The organism is Pseudomonas sp. AP3_22 TE3818, assembly GCF_053628995.1.
Map to the genome: position 1 here is coordinate 4,727,369 of NZ_JBRJHL010000001.1, position 19,204 is coordinate 4,746,572.

A 19,204-nucleotide genomic window follows, 5' to 3' on the forward strand; every position below is an offset into this window, starting at 1 on the left:
CTTCAAAACAGCCTCACCCCGTCGGGTGAGGCTTTTGTGCAAATGGAGGAAAGTGATGAGTCTGGAAACCTGGCTGCTGTTCAGCGGCGCCGCGCTGATAGTGATCCTGATCCCGGGGCCGCTGTCGTTGCTGATGATCAGCAACAGTCTGAATTACGGCCTGCGCCGCTCTTATCCGGCCTTTTTGGGCGGCGTATCGGCTTCGATCTGCCTGCTGAGTGCTTCGGCGCTGGGCCTGGGTGCGTTGTTGCTGGCTTCGGAACAGCTGTTCAGTGCCCTGAAAATCCTCGGTGCGTTGTACCTGTTCTATCTCGCCTGGCAGAGCTGGCAGCAATCGCGCCAGCCTTCCCACGGTGCTGAAGTGCCGCAGGCCGCGCCGGTGCCGCGCTTTCGTGCACTGTTCGGGCGTGCGTTCATGTTGGGCGCGAGCAACCCGAAAGACATTCTGTTCTTCGCCGCTTTCCTGCCGCAGTTCTTGAGTGCCGAACAGCCGTTCCTGCCGCAGTTGCTGGTGATGATTGTCACTTGGACGTTGCTGGATCTGGCCTGCAAGTTGGCTTATGGCCTCGGCGCCCATGGCGCGGCACGTTATCTGCGCAGCGGCAAGGGCCAGAGCTGGTTTAACCGGATCAGTGCGGGGTTGTTCAGCGGAGCGGGGGCAGCGTCCCTGCTGAGCCGCTAAAAGCATCGCTGGCAAGCCAGCTCCTACAAGGTCTTGGGCACCACTCAACCTCTGTAGGAGCCGGCTTGCCGGCGATAGCGCCAGATCAGACACCACCTTTTCCAAGGACGAAAAAAAGCCCGCAGTGTGAGCGGGCGAAAAACCAAAGAAGCTATATGCGCAGTCGCTTCCAGGGTGCAGCAGCTGCTTGGGGGATCAGCTGCCGCGATAGGTGGAGTAGCTGTAAGGCGAAATCAACAACGGCACGTGGTAGTGATCCTGCTCTGCAGAGATGCCGAAACGCAGCACCACGACATCCAGGAAGGCCGGCTCCGGCAGCTTGACGCCGCGGGCGCGGTAGTAATCGCCGGCATGAAACTGAACCTGATAGACCCCGGTGCGGTAGTCATCGCCTTGCAGCAGCGGTGCATCGACACGGCCATCGCTGTTGGTTATCGCGCTGGCGACCAATTCCAGGTGCGATCCTTCAACGCGGTACAACTCGACCTTGATCGAGCTGCCCGGGCAACCGTGTGCTGCGTCCAAAACGTGTGTAGTCAAACGTCCCATTGATTCTGCGCGCCTGCCTGCGTGGAGCAGTCAGACTTCGCGCCTCCCGAAGTCAGTTGAAAAGGAGACCGCACCGATTCGGAGCACGAAAAGCTGCGGCGAGCGATTGATTAAGACACTTTTCAAAAAAATTGTACACAATAAAAACGACATTTTTCGCGTTATACCCACCACTTGCACATTTACCGCCGATTTCCCGCCGAACTGCACACTCTATGAACCCTTCATCAAATTACTGACCAGTCAGGCAGATTTCTTGCAGGCTCACGCCAATAGCAGTAAAAGATGACAGTCGGTTAAAAATGCGAAAATTCAGGCTTACAAAGTGAATATAAAGTTGTATACAATCAGCCCATCGCTGTGACGCCAGCCTGCCAACCATTCTTCAGCTGCGTCACACCAACCGTCATCATCGAACAAGAAGGAAGCCTGCAGTGAGCGCTGACTACCCACGCGACCTGGTCGGTTACGGCAGTAACCCTCCTCATCCACACTGGCCGGGCAATGCCCGCATTGCCCTGTCGTTCGTACTCAATTACGAAGAAGGCGGCGAGCGCAACATCCTGCACGGCGACAAAGAGTCCGAAGCCTTCCTCTCGGAAATGGTGTCTGCCCAGCCGCTGCAAGGCGCGCGCAACATGAGCATGGAATCCCTTTACGAGTATGGCAGCCGTGCCGGCGTATGGCGGATCCTGAAGCTGTTCAAGGAATTCGACATTCCACTGACCATCTTCGCCGTGGCCATGGCCGCCCAGCGTCACCCGGACGTGATCCGCGCCATGGTCGATGCCGGCCACGAGATCTGCAGCCACGGCTACCGCTGGATCGACTACCAGTACATGGACGAAACCCAGGAACGCGAGCACATGCTCGAAGCGATCCGCATCCTCACCGAAATCACCGGCGAACGCCCGCTGGGCTGGTACACCGGCCGCACGGGTCCGAACACCCGTCGCCTGGTGATGGAAGAAGGCGGTTTCCTCTACGACTGCGACACCTACGACGACGACCTGCCCTACTGGGAGCCGAACAACCCGACGGGCAAGCCGCACCTGGTGATTCCGTACACCCTGGACACCAACGACATGCGCTTCACCCAGGTCCAGGGTTTCAACAAGGGCGACGACTTCTTCGAATACCTCAAGGATGCGTTCGACGTGCTCTACGCCGAAGGCGCCGAAGCACCGAAGATGCTGTCGATCGGCCTGCACTGCCGCCTGATCGGCCGTCCGGCGCGTCTGGCTTCGCTCAAGCGCTTTATCGAATACGCTAAAAGTCATGAACAGGTGTGGTTCAGCCGTCGCGTCGACATCGCGCGTCACTGGCAGGAAACCCACCCGTACCAAGGGGCTGCCAAATGAGCACCTTTCAATCGATCAAACCATCGACCTTGAGCCGCGACGCGTTCGTCAGCGTCTTCGCCGATATCTACGAACATTCGCCATGGGTGGCCGAAAAGGCCTTCGACCTGGGCCAGGACGCTTCGATCGACGAGATCGAAACCCTGCACCAGCGCATGAGCGACATCCTGTTGAGCGCCGATCACGAAAGCCAGTTGGCTCTGATCAACGCTCACCCGGACCTGGCCGGCAAAGCCGCCGTCCAGGGCCAGTTGACCGAAGCCAGCACCCATGAACAGGCTGGCGCCGGTATTCACCAATGCACGGCCGAAGAGTTCCAGCGCTTCACCGAGCTGAACGACGCCTACAAAGCCAAGTTCAAGTTTCCCTTCATCATGGCGGTAAAAGGCAGCAACCGGCATCAGATCCTCGCAGCGTTCGAAACGCGCATCCACAACCCGGTCGACACCGAGTTCAAATGCGCGTTGGCGGAGATCAACAAGATCGCCCTGTTCCGATTACTGACCCTATAGCAAGCCTGGCCCAGCGATTTCATGAACGCCGAAAACGCCCAGGGCCTTGCAAGCATCCCAAGCCAACTTATTAAAGGCAGACAAGAAGAATGAAAGCTTACGCCGTACCTTTCGAGAAGTTCGTCAACCTGGCCGACGCCCGCCTGGGCACCAAAATCATCTCGGTCACCGATGACTGGTTCGCAGACGCCAACCGTCTGTTCCAACCGACCCCGGCCGTATGGAAGGAGGGCGTGTTCGATGACAACGGCAAGTGGATGGACGGCTGGGAATCGCGCCGCAAGCGCTTCGAAGGCTTCGACAGCGCCGTGATCCGCCTGGGCGTACCGGGTTCGATCAAGGGCGTCGACATCGACACTTCATTCTTCACCGGCAACTTCCCGCCATCGGCGTCCCTGGAAGCCTGCTTCCTGGCGTCGGGCGAGCCTGATGAAAACACCCAGTGGACTGAAGTGCTGTCCGCTGTCGAGCTGCAAGGCAACAGCCACCACTACCACGAAATCAGCAACGACCAGGCCTTCAGCCACCTGCGCTTCAACATCTACCCGGATGGCGGCGTGGCCCGTCTGCGTGTGTACGGCGTGCCGTTCCGCGACTGGTCGGCCATCGGCGACAACGAGCAAGTCGACCTGGCCGCCGCCCTCAACGGTGGCCGCGCCCTCGCCTGCTCCGATGAACACTTCGGCCGCATGAGCAACATCCTCAACCCGGGCCGTGGCATCAACATGGGCGACGGCTGGGAAACCGCGCGTCGCCGTACGCCGGGCAATGACTGGGTCATCGTCGCGCTGGGTCATGCCGGCGAAGTCGAGAAAGTCATCGTCGACACCCTGCACTTCAAGGGCAACTACCCGGACAGCTGCTCGATCCAGGGCGCCTTCGTGAAGGGCGGCACCGACAGCCAGATCGAAACCCAATCGCTGTTCTGGCGCGAACTGCTGCCAAGCCAGAAGCTGGAAATGCACGCCGAACACACCTTCGCCGAGCAGATCAAGGCACTGGGCCCGATCACCCACATCCGCCTGAACGTGTTCCCGGATGGTGGTGTGAGCCGCCTGCGTGTTCTGGGCAAGGTTGCGAAGTAAAGCTGAGCCTGTAGGAGCCGGCTTGCTGGCGATAGCGCCCTCACTGACGCCATCGCCAGCAAGCCGGCTCCTACAAAAGCAGCACCCCAACACATCTGAGATTAAGAAGAACAGCATGCGCACACTGACGATTGAACCGCTGACCAAAGAAGCCTTCGCCCCTTTCGGTGACGTGATCGAAACCGACGGCAGCGATCACTTCATGATCAACAACGGTTCGACCATGCGCTTCCATAAACTGGCGACGGTCGAAACCGCTACGCCGGCGGACAACGCGATCATCAGCATCTTCCGCGCCGACGCGCAGGACATGCCGCTGACCGTCAGCATGCTGGAGCGCCATCCGCTGGGCAGCCAGGCTTTCATTCCGCTGCTCGGCAACCCCTTTCTGATCGTGGTCGCGCCACTTGGCGATGAACCTGTATCAGGCTTGGTCCGCGCCTTCGTCACCAACGGCAGGCAGGGCATTAATTACCATCGCGGCGTCTGGCACCACCCGGTGCTGACGATCGAAAAGCGGGATGACTTCCTGGTGGTTGATCGCAGTGGCACAGGCAATAACTGCGATGAGCATTTTTTCAAAGAGGATGAGCGTTTGATCCTCGCCCCCCACCAATAAGAGAAGGTCCGATCACTCGACAACAAGAGTGACGGGCGAGAGGTAAAGACTGTGGAAGCACATCTGTTGGAATGGCTGAACCTGAGCGTGCGCTGGGTTCACATGATTACTGGCGTGGCCTGGATCGGTGCGTCGTTCTATTTCGTCTGGCTGGAAAACAACCTCAACCGGGTCAACCCGAGAACCGGCCTGGCCGGCGATTTGTGGGCGATCCACGGCGGCGGTATCTACCACCTGGAAAAATACAAGCTGGCTCCACCGACCATGCCGGACAACCTGCACTGGTTCAAATGGGAAGCCTACTTCACCTGGATGTCGGGTATCGCGCTGCTGTGCGTGGTGTTCTACTCCAACCCGACGCTCTACCTGCTGGCTCCGGGCAGCACCCTGAGCGGTCCTGAAGGCGTGGCCATCGGTATCGGCTCGCTGTTCATCGGCTGGTTCGTCTACTCCTTCCTGTGCGACTCGGCCCTGGGCAAACGCCCTGCCCTGCTAGGTGGAATCCTGTTCGTGCTGATCATCGGCGCGGCCTATGGCTTCAGCAAAGTGTTCAGCGGTCGCGGTGCGTACCTGCACGTCGGCGCGATCATCGGCACCATCATGGTCGGCAACGTGTTCCGCATCATCATGCCGGCACAGCGCGCACTGGTGGCGGCGATCGCCGAGAACCGCACGCCGGATCCGGCCCTGCCGGCCAAAGGCCTGCTGCGTTCGCGTCACAACAACTACTTCACCTTGCCGGTGCTGTTCATCATGATCAGCAACCACTTCCCGAGCACCTACGGCAGCCAGTACAACTGGTTGATCCTGGCCGGGATCGCGGTACTGGCGGTGTTGGTGCGTCACTACTTCAACACCCGTCACGACAGCCACAAGTTTGCCTGGACGCTTCCAGTCGCAGCCGTCGGCATGATCAGCCTGGCTTACGTCACCGGCCCTGCGCCGCTGAACAGCCCGGAAGTGGCCAAGGCACCGGCGAAGATCGAATACCAGCCGCTGCCGGAAACCGCAGTGGGCGGTGGTTTGAAACCCGCTGAAGCCAAACCTGCAGAAGCGCCAGCCGCCGCTCCGGTGCAAGCGTCCAACGCCGGCCCTGCCTTTGACAAAGTGCACAGCGTGATTCAGGAACGTTGCGCGGTTTGCCACTCGGCCAAGCCCACCAGCCCGCTGTTCAGTGCGGCCCCTGCCGGTGTGATGTTCGACACCCCCGAGCAGATCCGCCAGAACGCACCGCGGATCCAGGCGCAAGCCGTCACCAGCCAGATCATGCCACTGGGCAACATCACGCAGATGACCCAGCAGGAACGTGACCTGATCGGTGCCTGGATTGTGCAGGGAGCCCAGACCAACTGATCGTTAAAAGCTTCGCGAGCAGGCTCGCTCCCACACAGGCAACACAGAACCTGTGGGAGCGGGCTTGCCCGCGAAGGCGTAGGGTCAGTCAACAACGATGTTGAATGTTATGGCCTCTTCGCGAGCAAGCCCGCTCCCACAGGTTTGCCCGATGCACAAAATCACAAGAATAAAAAAGATCCGAGGTGTTGCATGTCCGAGCTATCCGCAGCGCGCATCCCCGACGCACCCGCCATTCAGCGTTTGCCCCTCTTGCAACTGATCCTGGTCGGTTTGCAACATGTTCTGCTGATGTACGGTGGCGCCATCGCGGTGCCGCTGATCATCGGACAGGCCGCTGGCTTGAGTCGTGAAGAAATCGCCTTCCTGATCAACGCCGACCTGCTGGTGGCCGGTATTGCCACCATCGTCCAGTCCCTCGGCATCGGTCCCATGGGCATTCGCATGCCGGTGATGATGGGGGCCAGTTTCGCCGCCGTCGGCAGCATGGTCGCCATGGCCGGCATGCCCGGTATCGGCCTGCAGGGGATCTTCGGCGCGACCATCGCCGCCGGGTTCTTCGGCATGCTCATCGCGCCGTTCATGTCCAAGGTCGTACGTTTCTTCCCGCCGCTGGTGACCGGCACGGTCATCACCTCGATCGGTTTGTCGCTGTTCCCCGTGGCCGTGAACTGGGCCGGCGGCGGTGCCAGCGCCGCTCAATTCGGCTCGCCGATCTACCTGACCATCGCCGCCCTGGTGCTGGGCACCATCCTGTTGGTCCACCGCTTCATGCGCGGCTTCTGGGTCAATATTTCCGTGCTGATCGGCATGTGCCTGGGCTACGTGCTCTGCGGCCTGCTCGGCATGGTCGACCTCAGCGGCATGGCTCAGGCGCCATGGCTGCAATTCGTCACCCCGCTGCACTTCGGCCTGCCGAAATTCGAACTCGCACCGATCCTGTCGATGTGCCTGGTGGTGGTGATCATTTTCGTCGAGTCCACCGGGATGTTTCTTGCGCTGGGCAAGATCACCGGCCAGGAAGTCTGCCCACGGATGTTGCGTCGCGGTTTGCTGTGCGATGCCGGCGCCTCGTTCTTCGCCGGTTTTTTCAACACCTTCACCCACTCCTCCTTTGCCCAGAACATCGGCCTGGTGCAGATGACCGGTGTGCGCTGCCGCTCCGTGACCATCGTCGCCGGCGGTTTGCTGATCGTCCTGAGCCTGCTCCCCAAGGCCGCGTTCCTGGTGGCCTCTATCCCTCCGGCCGTCCTGGGTGGCGCCGCGATTGCGATGTTCGGCATGGTCGCCGCCACCGGCATCAAGATTCTCCAGGAGGCCGACATCGGTGACCGTCGCAACCAGTTGCTGGTGGCGGTGAGCATCGGCATGGGCCTGATCCCGGTGGTGCGCCCGGAGTTTTTCGCCCACCTGCCCGTGTGGATGAGTCCGATCACCCACAGCGGCATTGCCATGGCCACCCTCAGCGCGCTGACGCTGAACCTGCTGTTCAACATCCTCGGTGGCGCCGAACGCGCGGCCAACAACGACTGCCACGCCCACTAAGACAGAAACGCCCCCCCCTGTAGGAGCGAGCCTGCTCGCGATGAACCCGAGAACACCGCGTTTATCCAGATAACACGCGTAATCGTTGACGACCATCGCGAGCAAGCTCGCTCCTACAGGGGTAGGGGTTTCCTGCGCCTTGAAAATAAAAACAAGAGGGAGCAACAGATGATTCGGACACAAACCAACCTGCTGTTGGGTGCTGGCCTGCTGGCCGCGAGTCAGGCCATGGCCGGCGATTTACTGCTGTGGCAGACCAACAGCCTGAGCTATCTGTACGGCAAGGATTTCGCGGTCAACCCGTCGATCCAGCAGACGATCACCTTCGAGCACGCCGACCGCTGGAAGTACGGCGACAACTTCATGTTCATCGACAGCACCTACTACAACGGCGAGAAAGACAGGAACAAAGGCGTCCACGCCTACTACGGCGAGTTCAGCCCGCGCCTCTCCCTGGGCAAGATCCTCGACCGTCGCTTCGAATTCGGCCCGATCAAGGACGTGCTGCTGGCCATGACCTACGAGAACGGCGAAGACGACACCGAGGCCTACCTGATCGGCCCCGGATTCGACCTGGCGGTACCGGGCTTCAATTTTTTCACCCTGAACTTCTACTACCGCCAGACCGAAGGCTCGCGTCCCGGCGACGACGTCTGGCAGATCACGCCGGCCTGGTCCTACACCTTGCCATTGGGCAATTCGAACCTGTTGATCGACGGCTACATCGACTGGGTAGTGGATAACGACCAGAACGCCCATGGCACCTATCACGCCAACCTGCACTTCAACCCGCAGATCAAATACGACCTGGGCAAAGCCCTGGGCTGGCGGGAGAAACAGGTGTACGTCGGCGCCGAATACAGCTACTGGAAAGACAAGTACGGCATCGAAAACAGCGGCAAATTCGACACCAATGAAAACACCACCAGCCTGCTGGTGAAGGTGCATTTCTGATGCAGCCCCGCAACCGTGCGCCAAACCTGTCGTCGGTGCGCCGTTGCGGAGCACTTGAGACCTGGCCGAGGAGTCAGTATTCTCCGCGGCCGCCCGAATCCGGTTTAAAAAAAAGCCCGGATGTAAAACCTGACCAGCAGGCCAACTTATCCCGGCGCTGGCAGGCACCAAGGCACCCCAAAACCCCTCTCAATCGACTGCTCTTGAGCCGTCGAGCGGGAGTTTTTTTGCTTTTTGAAAGCCTTGGCTCAGCTCTTGCTAAAAGCACCAAAGCTGACCGATTGGATCATTTTTTACCGCTACGGAAACAGGCGCCACACCAGAGCGCCGATCTTAAAAAAATAACGTGGAACCACCTACTTTTTGGGAGCAACCGAATGAAACGTACGTGCACTAGCCTGATGCTGGCGGGATCGATGCTGGCCGGGGGCCAGGCCATGGCCGGCGATTTGCTGCAGTGGCAGACCAACAGCCTGACCTACCTGTATGGCAAGGACTTCCAGGTCAACCCGCGCATCCAGCAGACGGTGACCTTCGAACACGCCGATGGCTGGAAGTACGGCGACAACTTCTTCTTCATCGACAAGATCTTCTACAACGGCAAGGAAGACGCCTTCGCGGGCAAGAACAGCCACTATGGCGAGCTCAGCCCACGCCTGTCGTTCAACAAGATCTTCGACCAGAAGTTCGAGTTAGGCCCGATCAAGGACGTCCTGCTGGCCATGACCTACGAGTTCGGCGAAGACGACACCGAGTCGTACCTGATCGGCCCTGGCTTCGACCTGGCCATCCCGGGCTTCGACTACTTCCAGTTGAACTTCTACAACCGTCACACCGAAGGCGACCGCCCGGGCGACAACATCTGGCAGGTCTCGCCGGTCTGGTCCTACACCATCCCGGTGGGTGAATCGGACGTGCTGATCGACGGCTTCATGGACTGGGTCGTCGACAACGACGTCAACAGCAAAGGCGAATACCACGCCAACCTGCACTTCAACCCACAGGTCAAATACGACCTGGGCAAGGCGCTGAACCTGGGTGCCAAGCAGCTGTACGTCGGTGTCGAGTATGACTACTGGAAAAACAAGTACGGGATTGAAGACAGCCAGGGCTTCAAGACGGATCAGAGCGTGACCAGTTTCCTGGTTAAGGTTCATTTCTGATCCTGTAGGAGCGAGCCTGCTCGCGATGGACTAGAGAGCGCCACGGGGTGTCAGGCACCCAGCGTCATCGTTAACGTCCATCGCGAGCTTGCTCGCTCCTACTTCAGCCCCAGAAACCGGCTCAACTCCCCGCGCTTGGCCAACGCATCGCGTCGCCCCAGTTCGATCAACTCGCTGCAATATCCCGCCTCGAACAGCAGGTAACTCAGCACCCCTGCCCCGCTGGTCTTGGTCGCACCCGGCCCCCGCAGGAACAGACGCAGCGCCGCCGGTAATTCCTGACGATGCCGCGCGGCAATCTCGTCGATCGGCTGGCTCGGTGAAATCACCAGCACGTCCACCGGTGCCACGCCCAATGCGCGGGTCGGTGTGCCGTCGGGCATCAGGTGACTGAACTGGTTCAGGCGCTGCAACAGCTCGATGTCACTTTCCAGGCTGTCAATGAACGTACTGTTGAGCATGTGCCCGCCGATCTGCGCCAGGGTCGGCTGTTGACCGCTGTAGCTGCGCTGCAAGGGTTGTTGCGGGTCGATACCACGGGGGTTGCCGCTGACGCCCACCACCAGCACCCGACTGGCGCCCAGATGCAGCGCCGGGCTGATCGGCGCCGACTGACGCACCGCGCCATCACCGTAATACTCTTCGCCGATTTTCACCGGGGCGAACAGCAGCGGAATCGCCGAACTGGCGAGCAAGTGTTCAACCGACAGTCGGGTGGGAACGCCGATGCGTCGATGGCGCAACCAGGCATCGATCTTGCCGCCGCCCTGATAAAAAGTGACGGCCTGGCCGGACTCATAGCCGAACGCCGTGACCGCCACCGCATGCAATTGTTGCTGGGCGATCGCTTCGGCGATGCCGCCCATATGCAGCTTGTCGTTGAGCAGATCCCGCAGCGGCGAACTGTTGAGCAGCGCCACCGGAACCTGGGCACCGATGCCGAGCAAACTGTGGCTGACAAAGCGACTGGCCTGGCGAATGACCCCGGGCCAGTCGCTGCGCAATACCAGAGGGCTGCGAAAGCCCTGCCAGAAGGCCGTCAGGCGTTGGATGGCATGACGAAAGTCCATTGCCCCGCTGGCGAGGCTGACGGCGTTGATCGCGCCCGCCGAGGTGCCGACGATCACCGGAAACGGATTGCTCGCCCCCGGCGGCAGCAGTTCGGCTATCGCCGCCAGCACCCCGACCTGATAAGCCGCCCGAGCCCCGCCCCCGGAAAGAATCAACCCTGTAACCGGTTCGCCTGGACTCATGCACAACTCTCCATGGTGCTTGATGGGATGACGTTGCCTTGTAGGAGCGAGCCTGCTCGCGATGGACGTCAACGATAACGCGGGTAACCTGACGCCCCGTGGCGCTCTCCAGTCCATCGCGAGCAGGCTCGCTCCTACGGGGGATCGGGATTCAACCGCGTTTGGCGTACAGCTTCGGCTCGCCCGGTGGACGGCTCTTGAAGCGGCGGTGGGCCCACAAGTATTGCTCGGGATATTGGCGCAGGACGCCTTCGATCCATTGATTGATGCGAATGCAGTCTTCTTCCTCGGTTTCTCCGGGGAAGCCTTCGAGCGGCGCATGGATCACCAGGCGATAACCGCTGCCGTCCGCCAGACGCTCCTGGGTGAACGGCACCACCAGCGCCTTGCCCAGCCGCGCAAACTTGCTCGTGGCGGTGACGGTCGCCGCCTGAATGCCGAACAGTGGCACAAAGATGCTTTGCTTGGCGCCGTAGTCCTGATCCGGCGCATACCAGATCGCGCGGCCCGAGCGCAGCAATTTGAGCATGCCGCGCACGTCTTCACGCTCTATCGCCAGCGAATCGAGGTTGTGCCGCTCGCGGCCCTGGCGCTGGATGTAGTCGAACAGCGGATTCTTGTGCTCGCGGTACATGCCGTCGATGGTGTGCTGCTGACCGAGCAACGCCGCGCCGATTTCCAGCGTGGTGAAATGCAGCGCCATCAGGATCACGCCCTTGCCTTCGCGCTGGGCCTGCTGCAGATACTCCAGCCCTTCAACGTGAGCGAGACTTGCCAGGCGCTTGCGCGACCACCACCAACTCATCGCCATCTCAAAAAATGCGATACCGGTGGAGGCGAAGTTTTCCTTGAGCAGGCGTTTGCGTTCGGCGGCGGTTTTTTCCGGAAAACACAGTTCCAGGTTGCGCTTGGCAATGCGCCGTCTGTCGCCGGCCACGCGATACATCAATGAACCCAGGACGCGGCCTATCCACAGCAGGGCCGGATACGGCAACTGGACGATCAGCCACAACAGCCCCAGGCCACACCACAGCGGCCAGAAACGTGGAGATAGAAATGCTTTTCGAAAACGCGGGCGGTCCATTAATGCTTCCGGAATGACAATGGCCGCGCATTCTACATCGTTCGACCCGGCTTGCGGCCTGCGGGCGTTCTCGTTATAAGTCTCGGCACTTTTAGTGACAAGTCGTTGTATGCCGACCATGAGCCAAACCGAACCGCTAGACCAAGATCCCGTGTTCCAGTTGAAGGGCAGCATGCTGGCCATTACGGTGCTGGAACTGGCCCGTAACGACCTGGAAAGCCTTGATCGGCAACTGGCCGCCAAGGTCGCCCAGGCGCCCAACTTCTTCAGCAACGCGCCGCTGGTACTGGCCCTGGACAAACTCCCGGCCAACGAAGGCGCCGTCGATCTGCCCGGCCTGATGCGCGTGTGCCGCCAACATGGCCTGCGCACCCTGGCAATCCGCGCCAGCCGCATCGAAGACATTGCCGCCGCCATTGCGGTCGACCTGCCGGTGTTGCCGCCGTCCGGTGCCCGGGAGCGTCCACTGGACCTGACCGAAGGGGAACCGAAGAAAAAACCGGAAAAACCGCCTGAACCAACCATCAAACCGACAAAAATCATCACGTCGCCAGTACGTGGTGGCCAGCAGATTTATGCCCAGGGCAGCGATCTGGTGGTGATCTCCTCGGTCAGCCCGGGGGCGGAACTTCTCGCCGATGGCAACATCCATGTATACGGCCCGATGCGTGGTCGCGTGTTGGCCGGCGTCAAGGGCGACACCAAGGCGCGGATTTTCTGTCAGCAAATGAGTGCTGAACTGATTTCCATTGCCGGACATTACAAGGTTTCCGAAGATCTGCGCCGCGATCCTCTGTGGGGTTCGGGTGTGCAGGTCAGCCTGTCCGGCGACGTGTTGAACATCATTCGGCTTTAACGGATACTGCCGCATTTTCCAAGCATCTCTAAAACGTAGCGAAAACGGCTCAAACGAAGTAGGAAAAAGGCCGAAAGCAGTGTTTACCGGGGGTAAGCGCCGCTCAAAACCAGATTCCAGCCAAGGCTGTCCGACTGCAGTAGTTTTTCAGGAGATGTTTTTCAGGGGCTGAAAAGTCCTTTTTCCTTAGGGGTGAAACACCTTGGCCAAGATTCTCGTGGTTACATCCGGCAAGGGTGGTGTGGGTAAGACCACCACCAGCGCCGCTATCGGTACCGGCCTCGCTCTGCGCGGCCACAAAACAGTGATCGTCGACTTCGACGTGGGCTTGCGTAACCTTGACCTGATCATGGGTTGCGAGCGCCGCGTGGTGTATGACTTCGTCAACGTGGTCAACGGCGAAGCCAACCTGCAACAGGCCCTGATCAAAGACAAGCGCCTGGAAAACCTCTACGTGCTGGCCGCCAGCCAGACCCGCGACAAAGACGCGCTGACCGTCGAAGGCGTGGAAAAAGTCCTGATGCAACTCAAGGAAGACTTCGAGTTCGTGGTCTGCGACTCCCCGGCCGGCATCGAGAAAGGCGCCCACCTGGCCATGTATTTCGCTGACGAAGCGATCGTCGTGACCAACCCGGAAGTCTCCTCGGTGCGTGACTCCGACCGCATGCTCGGTCTGCTGGCCAGCAAGTCCCGTCGTGCCGAGCGCGGCGAAGACCCGATCAAGGAACACCTGCTGATTACCCGTTATCACCCGGAGCGTGTGAGCAAAGGCGAAATGCTCGGCGTAGAAGACGTCAAGGAAATCCTTTCGGTGACCCTGCTCGGCGTGATCCCTGAATCCCAGGCGGTGCTCAAGGCATCCAACCAGGGCGTTCCGGTGATTCTCGACGACCAGAGCGATGCCGGCCAGGCCTACAGCGATACCGTTGACCGCCTGCTGGGCAAGACCGTGGATCATCGATTCCTTGATGTACAGAAGAAGGGATTCTTCGAGCGCCTGTTTGGAGGCAACTAAGCAATGAACCTTTTTGACTTCTTTCGTGCCAACAAAAAGCAAAGCACCGCGTCGGTAGCGAAAGAGCGTCTACAGATCATCGTGGCGCACGAACGCGGCCAACGCAGCACCCCGGACTACCTGCCGGCCTTGCAGAAGGAACTGGTCGAGGTGATCCGCAAGTACGTCAACATCGGGTCCGATGACGTGCACGTCGCACTGGAAAGCCAGGGCAGCTGCTCGATTCTGGAACTCAACATCACCCTGCCTGATCGCTGAGTCGATCCGCCAGGAGCCACGGCGGCTCGATCATTCGAAACGCCCTCCCTGTAGGAGCTGGCTTGCCAGCGATAGCTTCAACGCGTTGTAACAGTCAGACCGCGTTGCCTGCATCGCCAGCAAGCCGGCTCCTACGAAAGAGGGGCGTGAGAATGATCGAGCCGCCGTTGGCGTTTGTTACGAGGCTGTTTCAATGCCGTTGTCCAACATCCACATCATCCATCAGGACGCTGCCGTACTGGTGGTGAACAAACCGACCCTGTTGCTCTCTGTCCCTGGCCGGGCCGATGACAACAAGGACTGCCTGATTACCCGCCTGCAGGAAAACGGCTACCCGGAAGCGCGAATCGTCCATCGGCTGGACTGGGAGACGTCCGGCATCATCCTGCTGGCCCGCGACCCGGACACCCATCGCGAGCTGTCCCGGCAATTTCACGACCGCGAGACCGAAAAGGCCTACACCGCCCTGTGCTGGGGTCAGCCGGAACTGGACAGCGGCAGCATCGACCTGCCCTTGCGCTACGACCCGCCGACCAAGCCGCGGCATGTGGTCGATCATGAGTTCGGCAAACATGCGCTGACCTTCTGGCGCGTGCTGGAGCGTTGCGGCGACTGGTGCCGCGTTGAGCTGACACCGATCACCGGCCGCTCCCACCAGTTGCGCGTACACATGCTGTCGATCGGTCATCCGCTGCTGGGTGACGGGCTCTATGCCCACGAGCAGGCGCTGGCGGCCTGGCCGCGCCTGTGCCTACACGCGAGCATGCTGACCTTCACCCATCCGCAAAGTGGCGAGCGCCTGCGTTTCGAGTGCCCGGCACCGTTCTGAGATCCATACACTCCCCCTGTAGGAGCTGGCTTGCCAGCGATGGCGTCCATTCAGGCGATAAATATGTCGACTGATCCACCGCAATCGCTGGCAAGCCAGCTCCTACAGGAGTCCTGCATGCTCAAACTGGGTGTCCACCCCAACATCAGCCCACCGCCACTTCTGCAACCAATACGTTAAACTGGCGCCACTGCTGTCTGGAGCTACTTTATGCGCGAAGAGTTGAACCAAGGCCTGATCGATTTCCTCAAGGCCTCCCCTACCCCGTTCCATGCCACCGCCAGCCTTGTTCAGCGCCTGGAAGCGGCGGGCTATCAACGCCTCGACGAGCGCGAGCCGTGGAATACCGAAGCCAACGGTCGCTACTACGTCACCCGCAATGACTCTTCGATTGTCGCGATCAAAATGGGCCGCCATTCACCGCTGCACGGCGGCATTCGCCTGGTCGGCGCCCACACCGACAGCCCGTGCCTGCGCGTCAAGCCGCAACCGGAGCTGCAACGCCAGGGTTTCTGGCAGTTGGGTGTCGAAGTCTATGGCGGCGCACTGCTGGCACCGTGGTTCGACCGCGACCTGTCCCTGGCCGGCCGCGTGACCTTCCGGCGTGACGGCAAGGTCGAGAGCCAGCTGATCGACTTCAAGGCCCCGGTCGCGATCATTCCGAACCTGGCGATTCACCTCAACCGGGAAGCCAACATGGGCTGGGCCATCAACGCCCAGACCGAACTGCCGCCGATCCTCGCGCAATTCGCCGGGGACGAGCGCGTGGACTTCCGCGCGGTGCTCACCGACCAGCTCGCCCGCGAACACGGCCTGAATGCCGATGTGGTGCTTGATTACGAGCTGAGTTTCTACGACACCCAAAGCGCTGCGGTCATTGGCCTGCATGGCGATTTCATCGCCGGCGCACGCCTGGACAACCTGCTGTCGTGCTATGCCGGCCTGCAAGCGCTGCTGACGGCCGACACAGACGAAACCTGCGTGCTGGTCTGCAACGACCACGAAGAAGTCGGTTCCTGCTCAGCTTGCGGTGCCGACGGCCCGATGCTTGAGCAAACCCTGCGTCGCCTGCTGCCTGAAGGGGATGAATTCGTACGCACCATTCAGAAATCCCTGCTGGTTTCGGCTGACAACGCCCACGGCGTGCATCCGAACTACGCCGACAAGCACGATGCCAACCACGGCCCGAAACTTAACGCTGGCCCGGTGATCAAGGTCAACAGCAACCAGCGCTACGCCACCAACAGCGAAACCGCCGGGTTCTTCCGTCACCTGTGCATGGCTGAAGAAGTGCCGGTGCAAAGCTTCGTGGTGCGCAGCGACATGGGCTGTGGCTCGACCATCGGCCCGATCACCGCCAGCCACCTGGGCGTGCGCACCGTGGACATCGGCCTGCCGACGTTCGCCATGCACTCGATCCGCGAACTGTGCGGTAGCCACGACCTGGCGCACCTGGTCAAGGTACTGAGCGCGTTCTACGCCTGTCGCGAGTTGCCGTAAACCCTGTAGGAGCGAGCTTGCTCGCGATGGACGTGAACGATTATGGGTGCCTTCTGGATAGACGCGGCGCCCTGAAATCCATCGCGAGCAAGCTCGCTCCTACACACATCACTTCGGCTGCTTCAAAAGCCGCCTAGACTTCAAGTATCCCTTCGACAAGGCTGTCTCCATGATTTCGATGTCCACCTTTCACGCCATGCTGATCCCGATTCTTGCCGGGATGCTCCTGCTGGCCGTCGGCTTCAACTTTCGCGACAAAAATGCCGGTGTGTTCGCCATGTGGATCGGCATGCTGACCATCCTCGCGACCGTGGTGATCAAGATCCTCGCCAAACTCAACGAATAATTCATCGCCCTTGGCTCGCATTGATTTTGACGGCCTCGTACACTCGGTCGATCCGCTCCTTGCGAGGTTGACCGCCTAGTGTTCGCTCGTCTTTTTGCCCTTCCGTATTTTTTCCTTGCCTGCCTGATGCTGCTGCCAGTGGCACCTGCCCAGGCGGCCGGCCTGCCAAGCCTGCTCGGCAGCCAGGCCAAGGCGCAGCCCGAAGCGCAGGAACCGCTGGGGCAGTCCCTGGACGAAGTGATCAAGTCACTGGAAAACGATCAGCAGCGCACCAAGCTGCTGGCCGATCTGAAGAGGCTGCGTGACACCACCAAACAGGCCCAGCCGATTACCGAAGAAGGCGTGCTGGGCCTGATTGGCGGAACCCTGGCCACGATCGAAAAGAAATTTTCCGGTGACGACAGTCCGCTCACGCGCTGGTCCAGCGAGTTCGACCAGGCCCAGGAAGAGTTGATGGCCCTGGCGCTGCCGGCCAATGAATGGCTGCCGATGCTCTTTGCGTTCGCCATGATCCTGATGGTCTGGAGCCTGCTGGCCGCCGCGCTGATCTGGATCAGCCACCGTGTGCGCATGCGTTTCGGCCTGACTGAAGAACTGCCGCAACACCCCCGTGCCCTGGACATGTTGCGCTTTGCCTTGCGCAAACTCGGGCCCTGGCTGATCGCCCTGGTGATCACGATCTACATGAGCTATGCCCTGCCCTCGTCCCTGGGCAAAAGCCTGGCCATGGTGCTGGCCTACGCATTGGTCGTCGGCACCTGCTTCTCGGCCATCTGCGTGATTGCCTTTTCCCTGCTCGACGGCCCACACCGCCACCGCGCCTTGTACATTCTGCGGCACCAGGCGTTTCGGCCGCTGTGGCTGATCGGCAGCTTCGCCGCATTTGGCGAAGCGCTGAGCGACCCAAAACTGGTCGACAGCCTCGGCAGCCATCTGGCCCATACGGCAGCCACGATCGCCAACGTCCTGGCAGCCTTGTCCACCGCCCGGTTCATCTTGCGTTTCCGCCGCCCGATCGCCCACCTGATCCGCAACCAGCCGCTGTCCCGACGCCTGACCCGCCGCGCCCTCAACGACACCCTGTCGATTCTCGGCACCTTCTGGTACGTGCCGGCGCTGGTGCTGGTGGCCATTTCCCTGTTCGCGACGTTCATTTCCGCTGGCGACACCAGCACAGCCCTGCGCCAGTCGCTGATCTGCACCGTGTTGCTGGTGTTGTGCATGGTCATCAACGGTCTGGTACGCCGCCACGCCCTCAAGCCCCAGCGCGGCATCCGGCGTTACGCCGTGTATTCGGAACGGTTGAAAAACTTCTTCTACACCATCCTCCACCTGTTGGTGTGGCTGGCCTTTATCGAGCTCGGCCTGCGGGTCTGGGGCATGTCGTTGATCCGCTTTACCGAAGGCGACGGCCACGAAGTCAGCGTCAAGTTGTTCAGCCTCGCCGGCACGCTGTTGTTCGCCTGGTTGATCTGGATTCTCAGCGACACCGCCGTGCACCACGCACTGACCCGCTCGCGCAAAGGCCTGGCCAATGCTCGCGCGCAGACGATGATGCCGCTGATTCGCAACGTGCTGTTCGTGGCCATTTTCATTGTCGCGCTGATCGTTGCCCTGGCGAACATGGGCATGAACGTCACGCCGCTGCTGGCCGGTGCCGGGGTGATCGGCCTGGCCATCGGCTTTGGTGCGCAATCGCTGGTAGCCGACCTGATTACCGGGCTGTTCATCATCATCGAAGATTCACTGGCCATCGACGACTACGTGGATGTCGGCGGCCACCTCGGCACGGTCGAAGGCCTGACCATCCGCACCGTGCGCCTGCGGGACATCGACGGCATCGTCCACACCATCCCGTTCAGTGAAATCAAAAGCATCAAGAACTACTCCCGGGAATTCGGCTACGCGATCTTCCGGGTCGCGGTACCGGCCAACATGGACATCGACAACGCCATCAAACTGATGCGCGAAGTCGGCCAGAAAATGCGCACCGATCCGTTGCAGCGCCGCAATATCTGGTCGCCGCTGGAGTTCCAGGGGGTGGAAAGTTTCGAGTCGGGCAACGCGATCCTGCGCGCCCGCTTCAAGACCGCACCAATCAAGCAGTGGGAAGTGTCGCGAGCGTTCAACCTGTCACTCAAGCGGCACATGGATGAAGCCGGACTGGACCTGGCGACACCGCGGATGAGCATTCAGGTGATTACCGCGGGGGGTGGCCCGCAGGGTGAATAGCCCGTGTA

At 60.5% G+C, this 19,204-nt stretch carries 19 protein-coding genes; 16 read left to right on the forward strand and 3 right to left on the reverse strand.

Annotation, left to right across the window (positions count from 1 at the left end):
* Positions 1 to 55: 55 nt before the first annotated feature.
* Entirely contained in the window at positions 56 to 682 is a 627-nt protein-coding gene (locus AB7M25_RS21500; RefSeq protein ID WP_223542321.1) for a LysE family translocator, read from the forward strand.
* A 195-nt stretch (positions 683 to 877) separates the two neighbouring features.
* Here AB7M25_RS21500 and uraH read toward each other — a convergent pair whose 3' ends face one another.
* The gene (gene uraH / locus AB7M25_RS21505) at positions 878 to 1,231 is read right to left on the reverse strand and encodes a hydroxyisourate hydrolase (protein ID WP_007974925.1); all 354 of its coding nucleotides are present in this window, start codon (positions 1,229 to 1,231) and stop codon (positions 878 to 880) included.
* A 434-nt stretch (positions 1,232 to 1,665) separates the two neighbouring features.
* On the opposite strand from uraH, the gene puuE reads away from it, so the two are divergent.
* From puuE to AB7M25_RS21545, 8 genes are all read left to right on the forward strand, one after another.
* Complete coding sequence (gene puuE / locus AB7M25_RS21510; protein WP_007974927.1) at positions 1,666 to 2,592, forward strand: allantoinase PuuE; 927 nt, start codon at positions 1,666 to 1,668, stop codon at positions 2,590 to 2,592.
* The gene (uraD, locus tag AB7M25_RS21515) at positions 2,589 to 3,104 is read left to right on the forward strand and encodes a 2-oxo-4-hydroxy-4-carboxy-5-ureidoimidazoline decarboxylase (protein WP_429381321.1); all 516 of its coding nucleotides are present in this window, start codon (positions 2,589 to 2,591) and stop codon (positions 3,102 to 3,104) included. Before puuE ends, uraD begins: the two co-directional genes overlap by 4 nt.
* Positions 3,105 to 3,193: 89 nt before the next feature.
* Complete coding sequence (gene alc / locus AB7M25_RS21520; protein ID WP_007974931.1) at positions 3,194 to 4,189, forward strand: allantoicase; 996 nt, start codon at positions 3,194 to 3,196, stop codon at positions 4,187 to 4,189.
* A 115-nt stretch (positions 4,190 to 4,304) separates the two neighbouring features.
* Positions 4,305 to 4,808, forward strand: a complete 504-nt coding sequence (locus AB7M25_RS21525; protein WP_046054009.1) for an ureidoglycolate lyase — start codon at positions 4,305 to 4,307, stop codon at positions 4,806 to 4,808.
* Positions 4,809 to 4,859: 51 nt separating this feature from the next.
* Positions 4,860 to 6,161, forward strand: a complete 1,302-nt coding sequence (locus tag AB7M25_RS21530) for a urate hydroxylase PuuD (protein WP_454237979.1) — start codon at positions 4,860 to 4,862, stop codon at positions 6,159 to 6,161.
* A 192-nt stretch (positions 6,162 to 6,353) separates the two neighbouring features.
* A complete protein-coding gene (locus tag AB7M25_RS21535) occupies positions 6,354 to 7,706 on the forward strand; it encodes a nucleobase:cation symporter-2 family protein (protein WP_454237980.1) in 1,353 nt (450 codons plus the stop codon).
* A 168-nt stretch (positions 7,707 to 7,874) separates the two neighbouring features.
* Positions 7,875 to 8,660: an outer membrane protein OmpK gene (locus AB7M25_RS21540; protein WP_429381314.1), complete on the forward strand. Its 786-nt coding sequence runs from the start codon at positions 7,875 to 7,877 to the stop codon at positions 8,658 to 8,660.
* 377 nt (positions 8,661 to 9,037) lie between these two features.
* Positions 9,038 to 9,823 carry an outer membrane protein OmpK gene (locus AB7M25_RS21545; protein ID WP_428609010.1) on the forward strand — a complete coding sequence of 262 codons (786 nt, stop codon included), beginning with the start codon at positions 9,038 to 9,040 and terminating at the stop codon, positions 9,821 to 9,823.
* Between the two features lie 98 nt (positions 9,824 to 9,921).
* Here the strand turns inward: AB7M25_RS21545 and AB7M25_RS21550 are convergent, their stop codons facing one another.
* The gene (locus AB7M25_RS21550) at positions 9,922 to 11,076 is read right to left on the reverse strand and encodes a patatin-like phospholipase family protein (RefSeq protein ID WP_454237981.1); all 1,155 of its coding nucleotides are present in this window, start codon (positions 11,074 to 11,076) and stop codon (positions 9,922 to 9,924) included.
* A gap of 151 nt (positions 11,077 to 11,227) precedes the next feature.
* Positions 11,228 to 12,160, reverse strand: a complete 933-nt coding sequence (locus tag AB7M25_RS21555; RefSeq protein ID WP_454237982.1) for a lipid A biosynthesis lauroyl acyltransferase — start codon at positions 12,158 to 12,160, stop codon at positions 11,228 to 11,230.
* 118 nt (positions 12,161 to 12,278) lie between these two features.
* On the opposite strand from AB7M25_RS21555, the gene minC reads away from it, so the two are divergent.
* The 7 genes from minC to AB7M25_RS21590 all read left to right on the forward strand — a co-directional run bounded on the left by minC (position 12,279) and on the right by AB7M25_RS21590 (position 19,196).
* The gene (gene minC, locus AB7M25_RS21560) at positions 12,279 to 13,016 is read left to right on the forward strand and encodes a septum site-determining protein MinC (protein ID WP_007974945.1); all 738 of its coding nucleotides are present in this window, start codon (positions 12,279 to 12,281) and stop codon (positions 13,014 to 13,016) included.
* Positions 13,017 to 13,218: 202 nt separating this feature from the next.
* Positions 13,219 to 14,031 (forward strand): septum site-determining protein MinD, encoded by an 813-nt coding sequence (minD, locus tag AB7M25_RS21565; protein WP_007974946.1) that lies wholly within the window; start codon positions 13,219 to 13,221, stop codon positions 14,029 to 14,031.
* A 3-nt stretch (positions 14,032 to 14,034) separates the two neighbouring features.
* A complete protein-coding gene (minE, locus tag AB7M25_RS21570) occupies positions 14,035 to 14,289 on the forward strand; it encodes a cell division topological specificity factor MinE (RefSeq protein WP_007974947.1) in 255 nt (84 codons plus the stop codon).
* Between the two features lie 193 nt (positions 14,290 to 14,482).
* On the forward strand, positions 14,483 to 15,118 hold the full coding sequence (locus AB7M25_RS21575; protein WP_015096127.1) for an RluA family pseudouridine synthase: 636 nt from the start codon (positions 14,483 to 14,485) through the stop codon (positions 15,116 to 15,118).
* 210 nt (positions 15,119 to 15,328) lie between these two features.
* Positions 15,329 to 16,618: a M18 family aminopeptidase gene (locus AB7M25_RS21580; protein WP_007974949.1), complete on the forward strand. Its 1,290-nt coding sequence runs from the start codon at positions 15,329 to 15,331 to the stop codon at positions 16,616 to 16,618.
* Between the two features lie 169 nt (positions 16,619 to 16,787).
* A complete protein-coding gene (locus AB7M25_RS21585; protein ID WP_008048365.1) occupies positions 16,788 to 16,964 on the forward strand; it encodes a hypothetical protein in 177 nt (58 codons plus the stop codon).
* Between the two features lie 78 nt (positions 16,965 to 17,042).
* The gene (locus AB7M25_RS21590; RefSeq protein ID WP_454237983.1) at positions 17,043 to 19,196 is read left to right on the forward strand and encodes a mechanosensitive ion channel domain-containing protein; all 2,154 of its coding nucleotides are present in this window, start codon (positions 17,043 to 17,045) and stop codon (positions 19,194 to 19,196) included.
* The last annotated feature ends 8 nt before the right edge of the window (positions 19,197 to 19,204 follow it).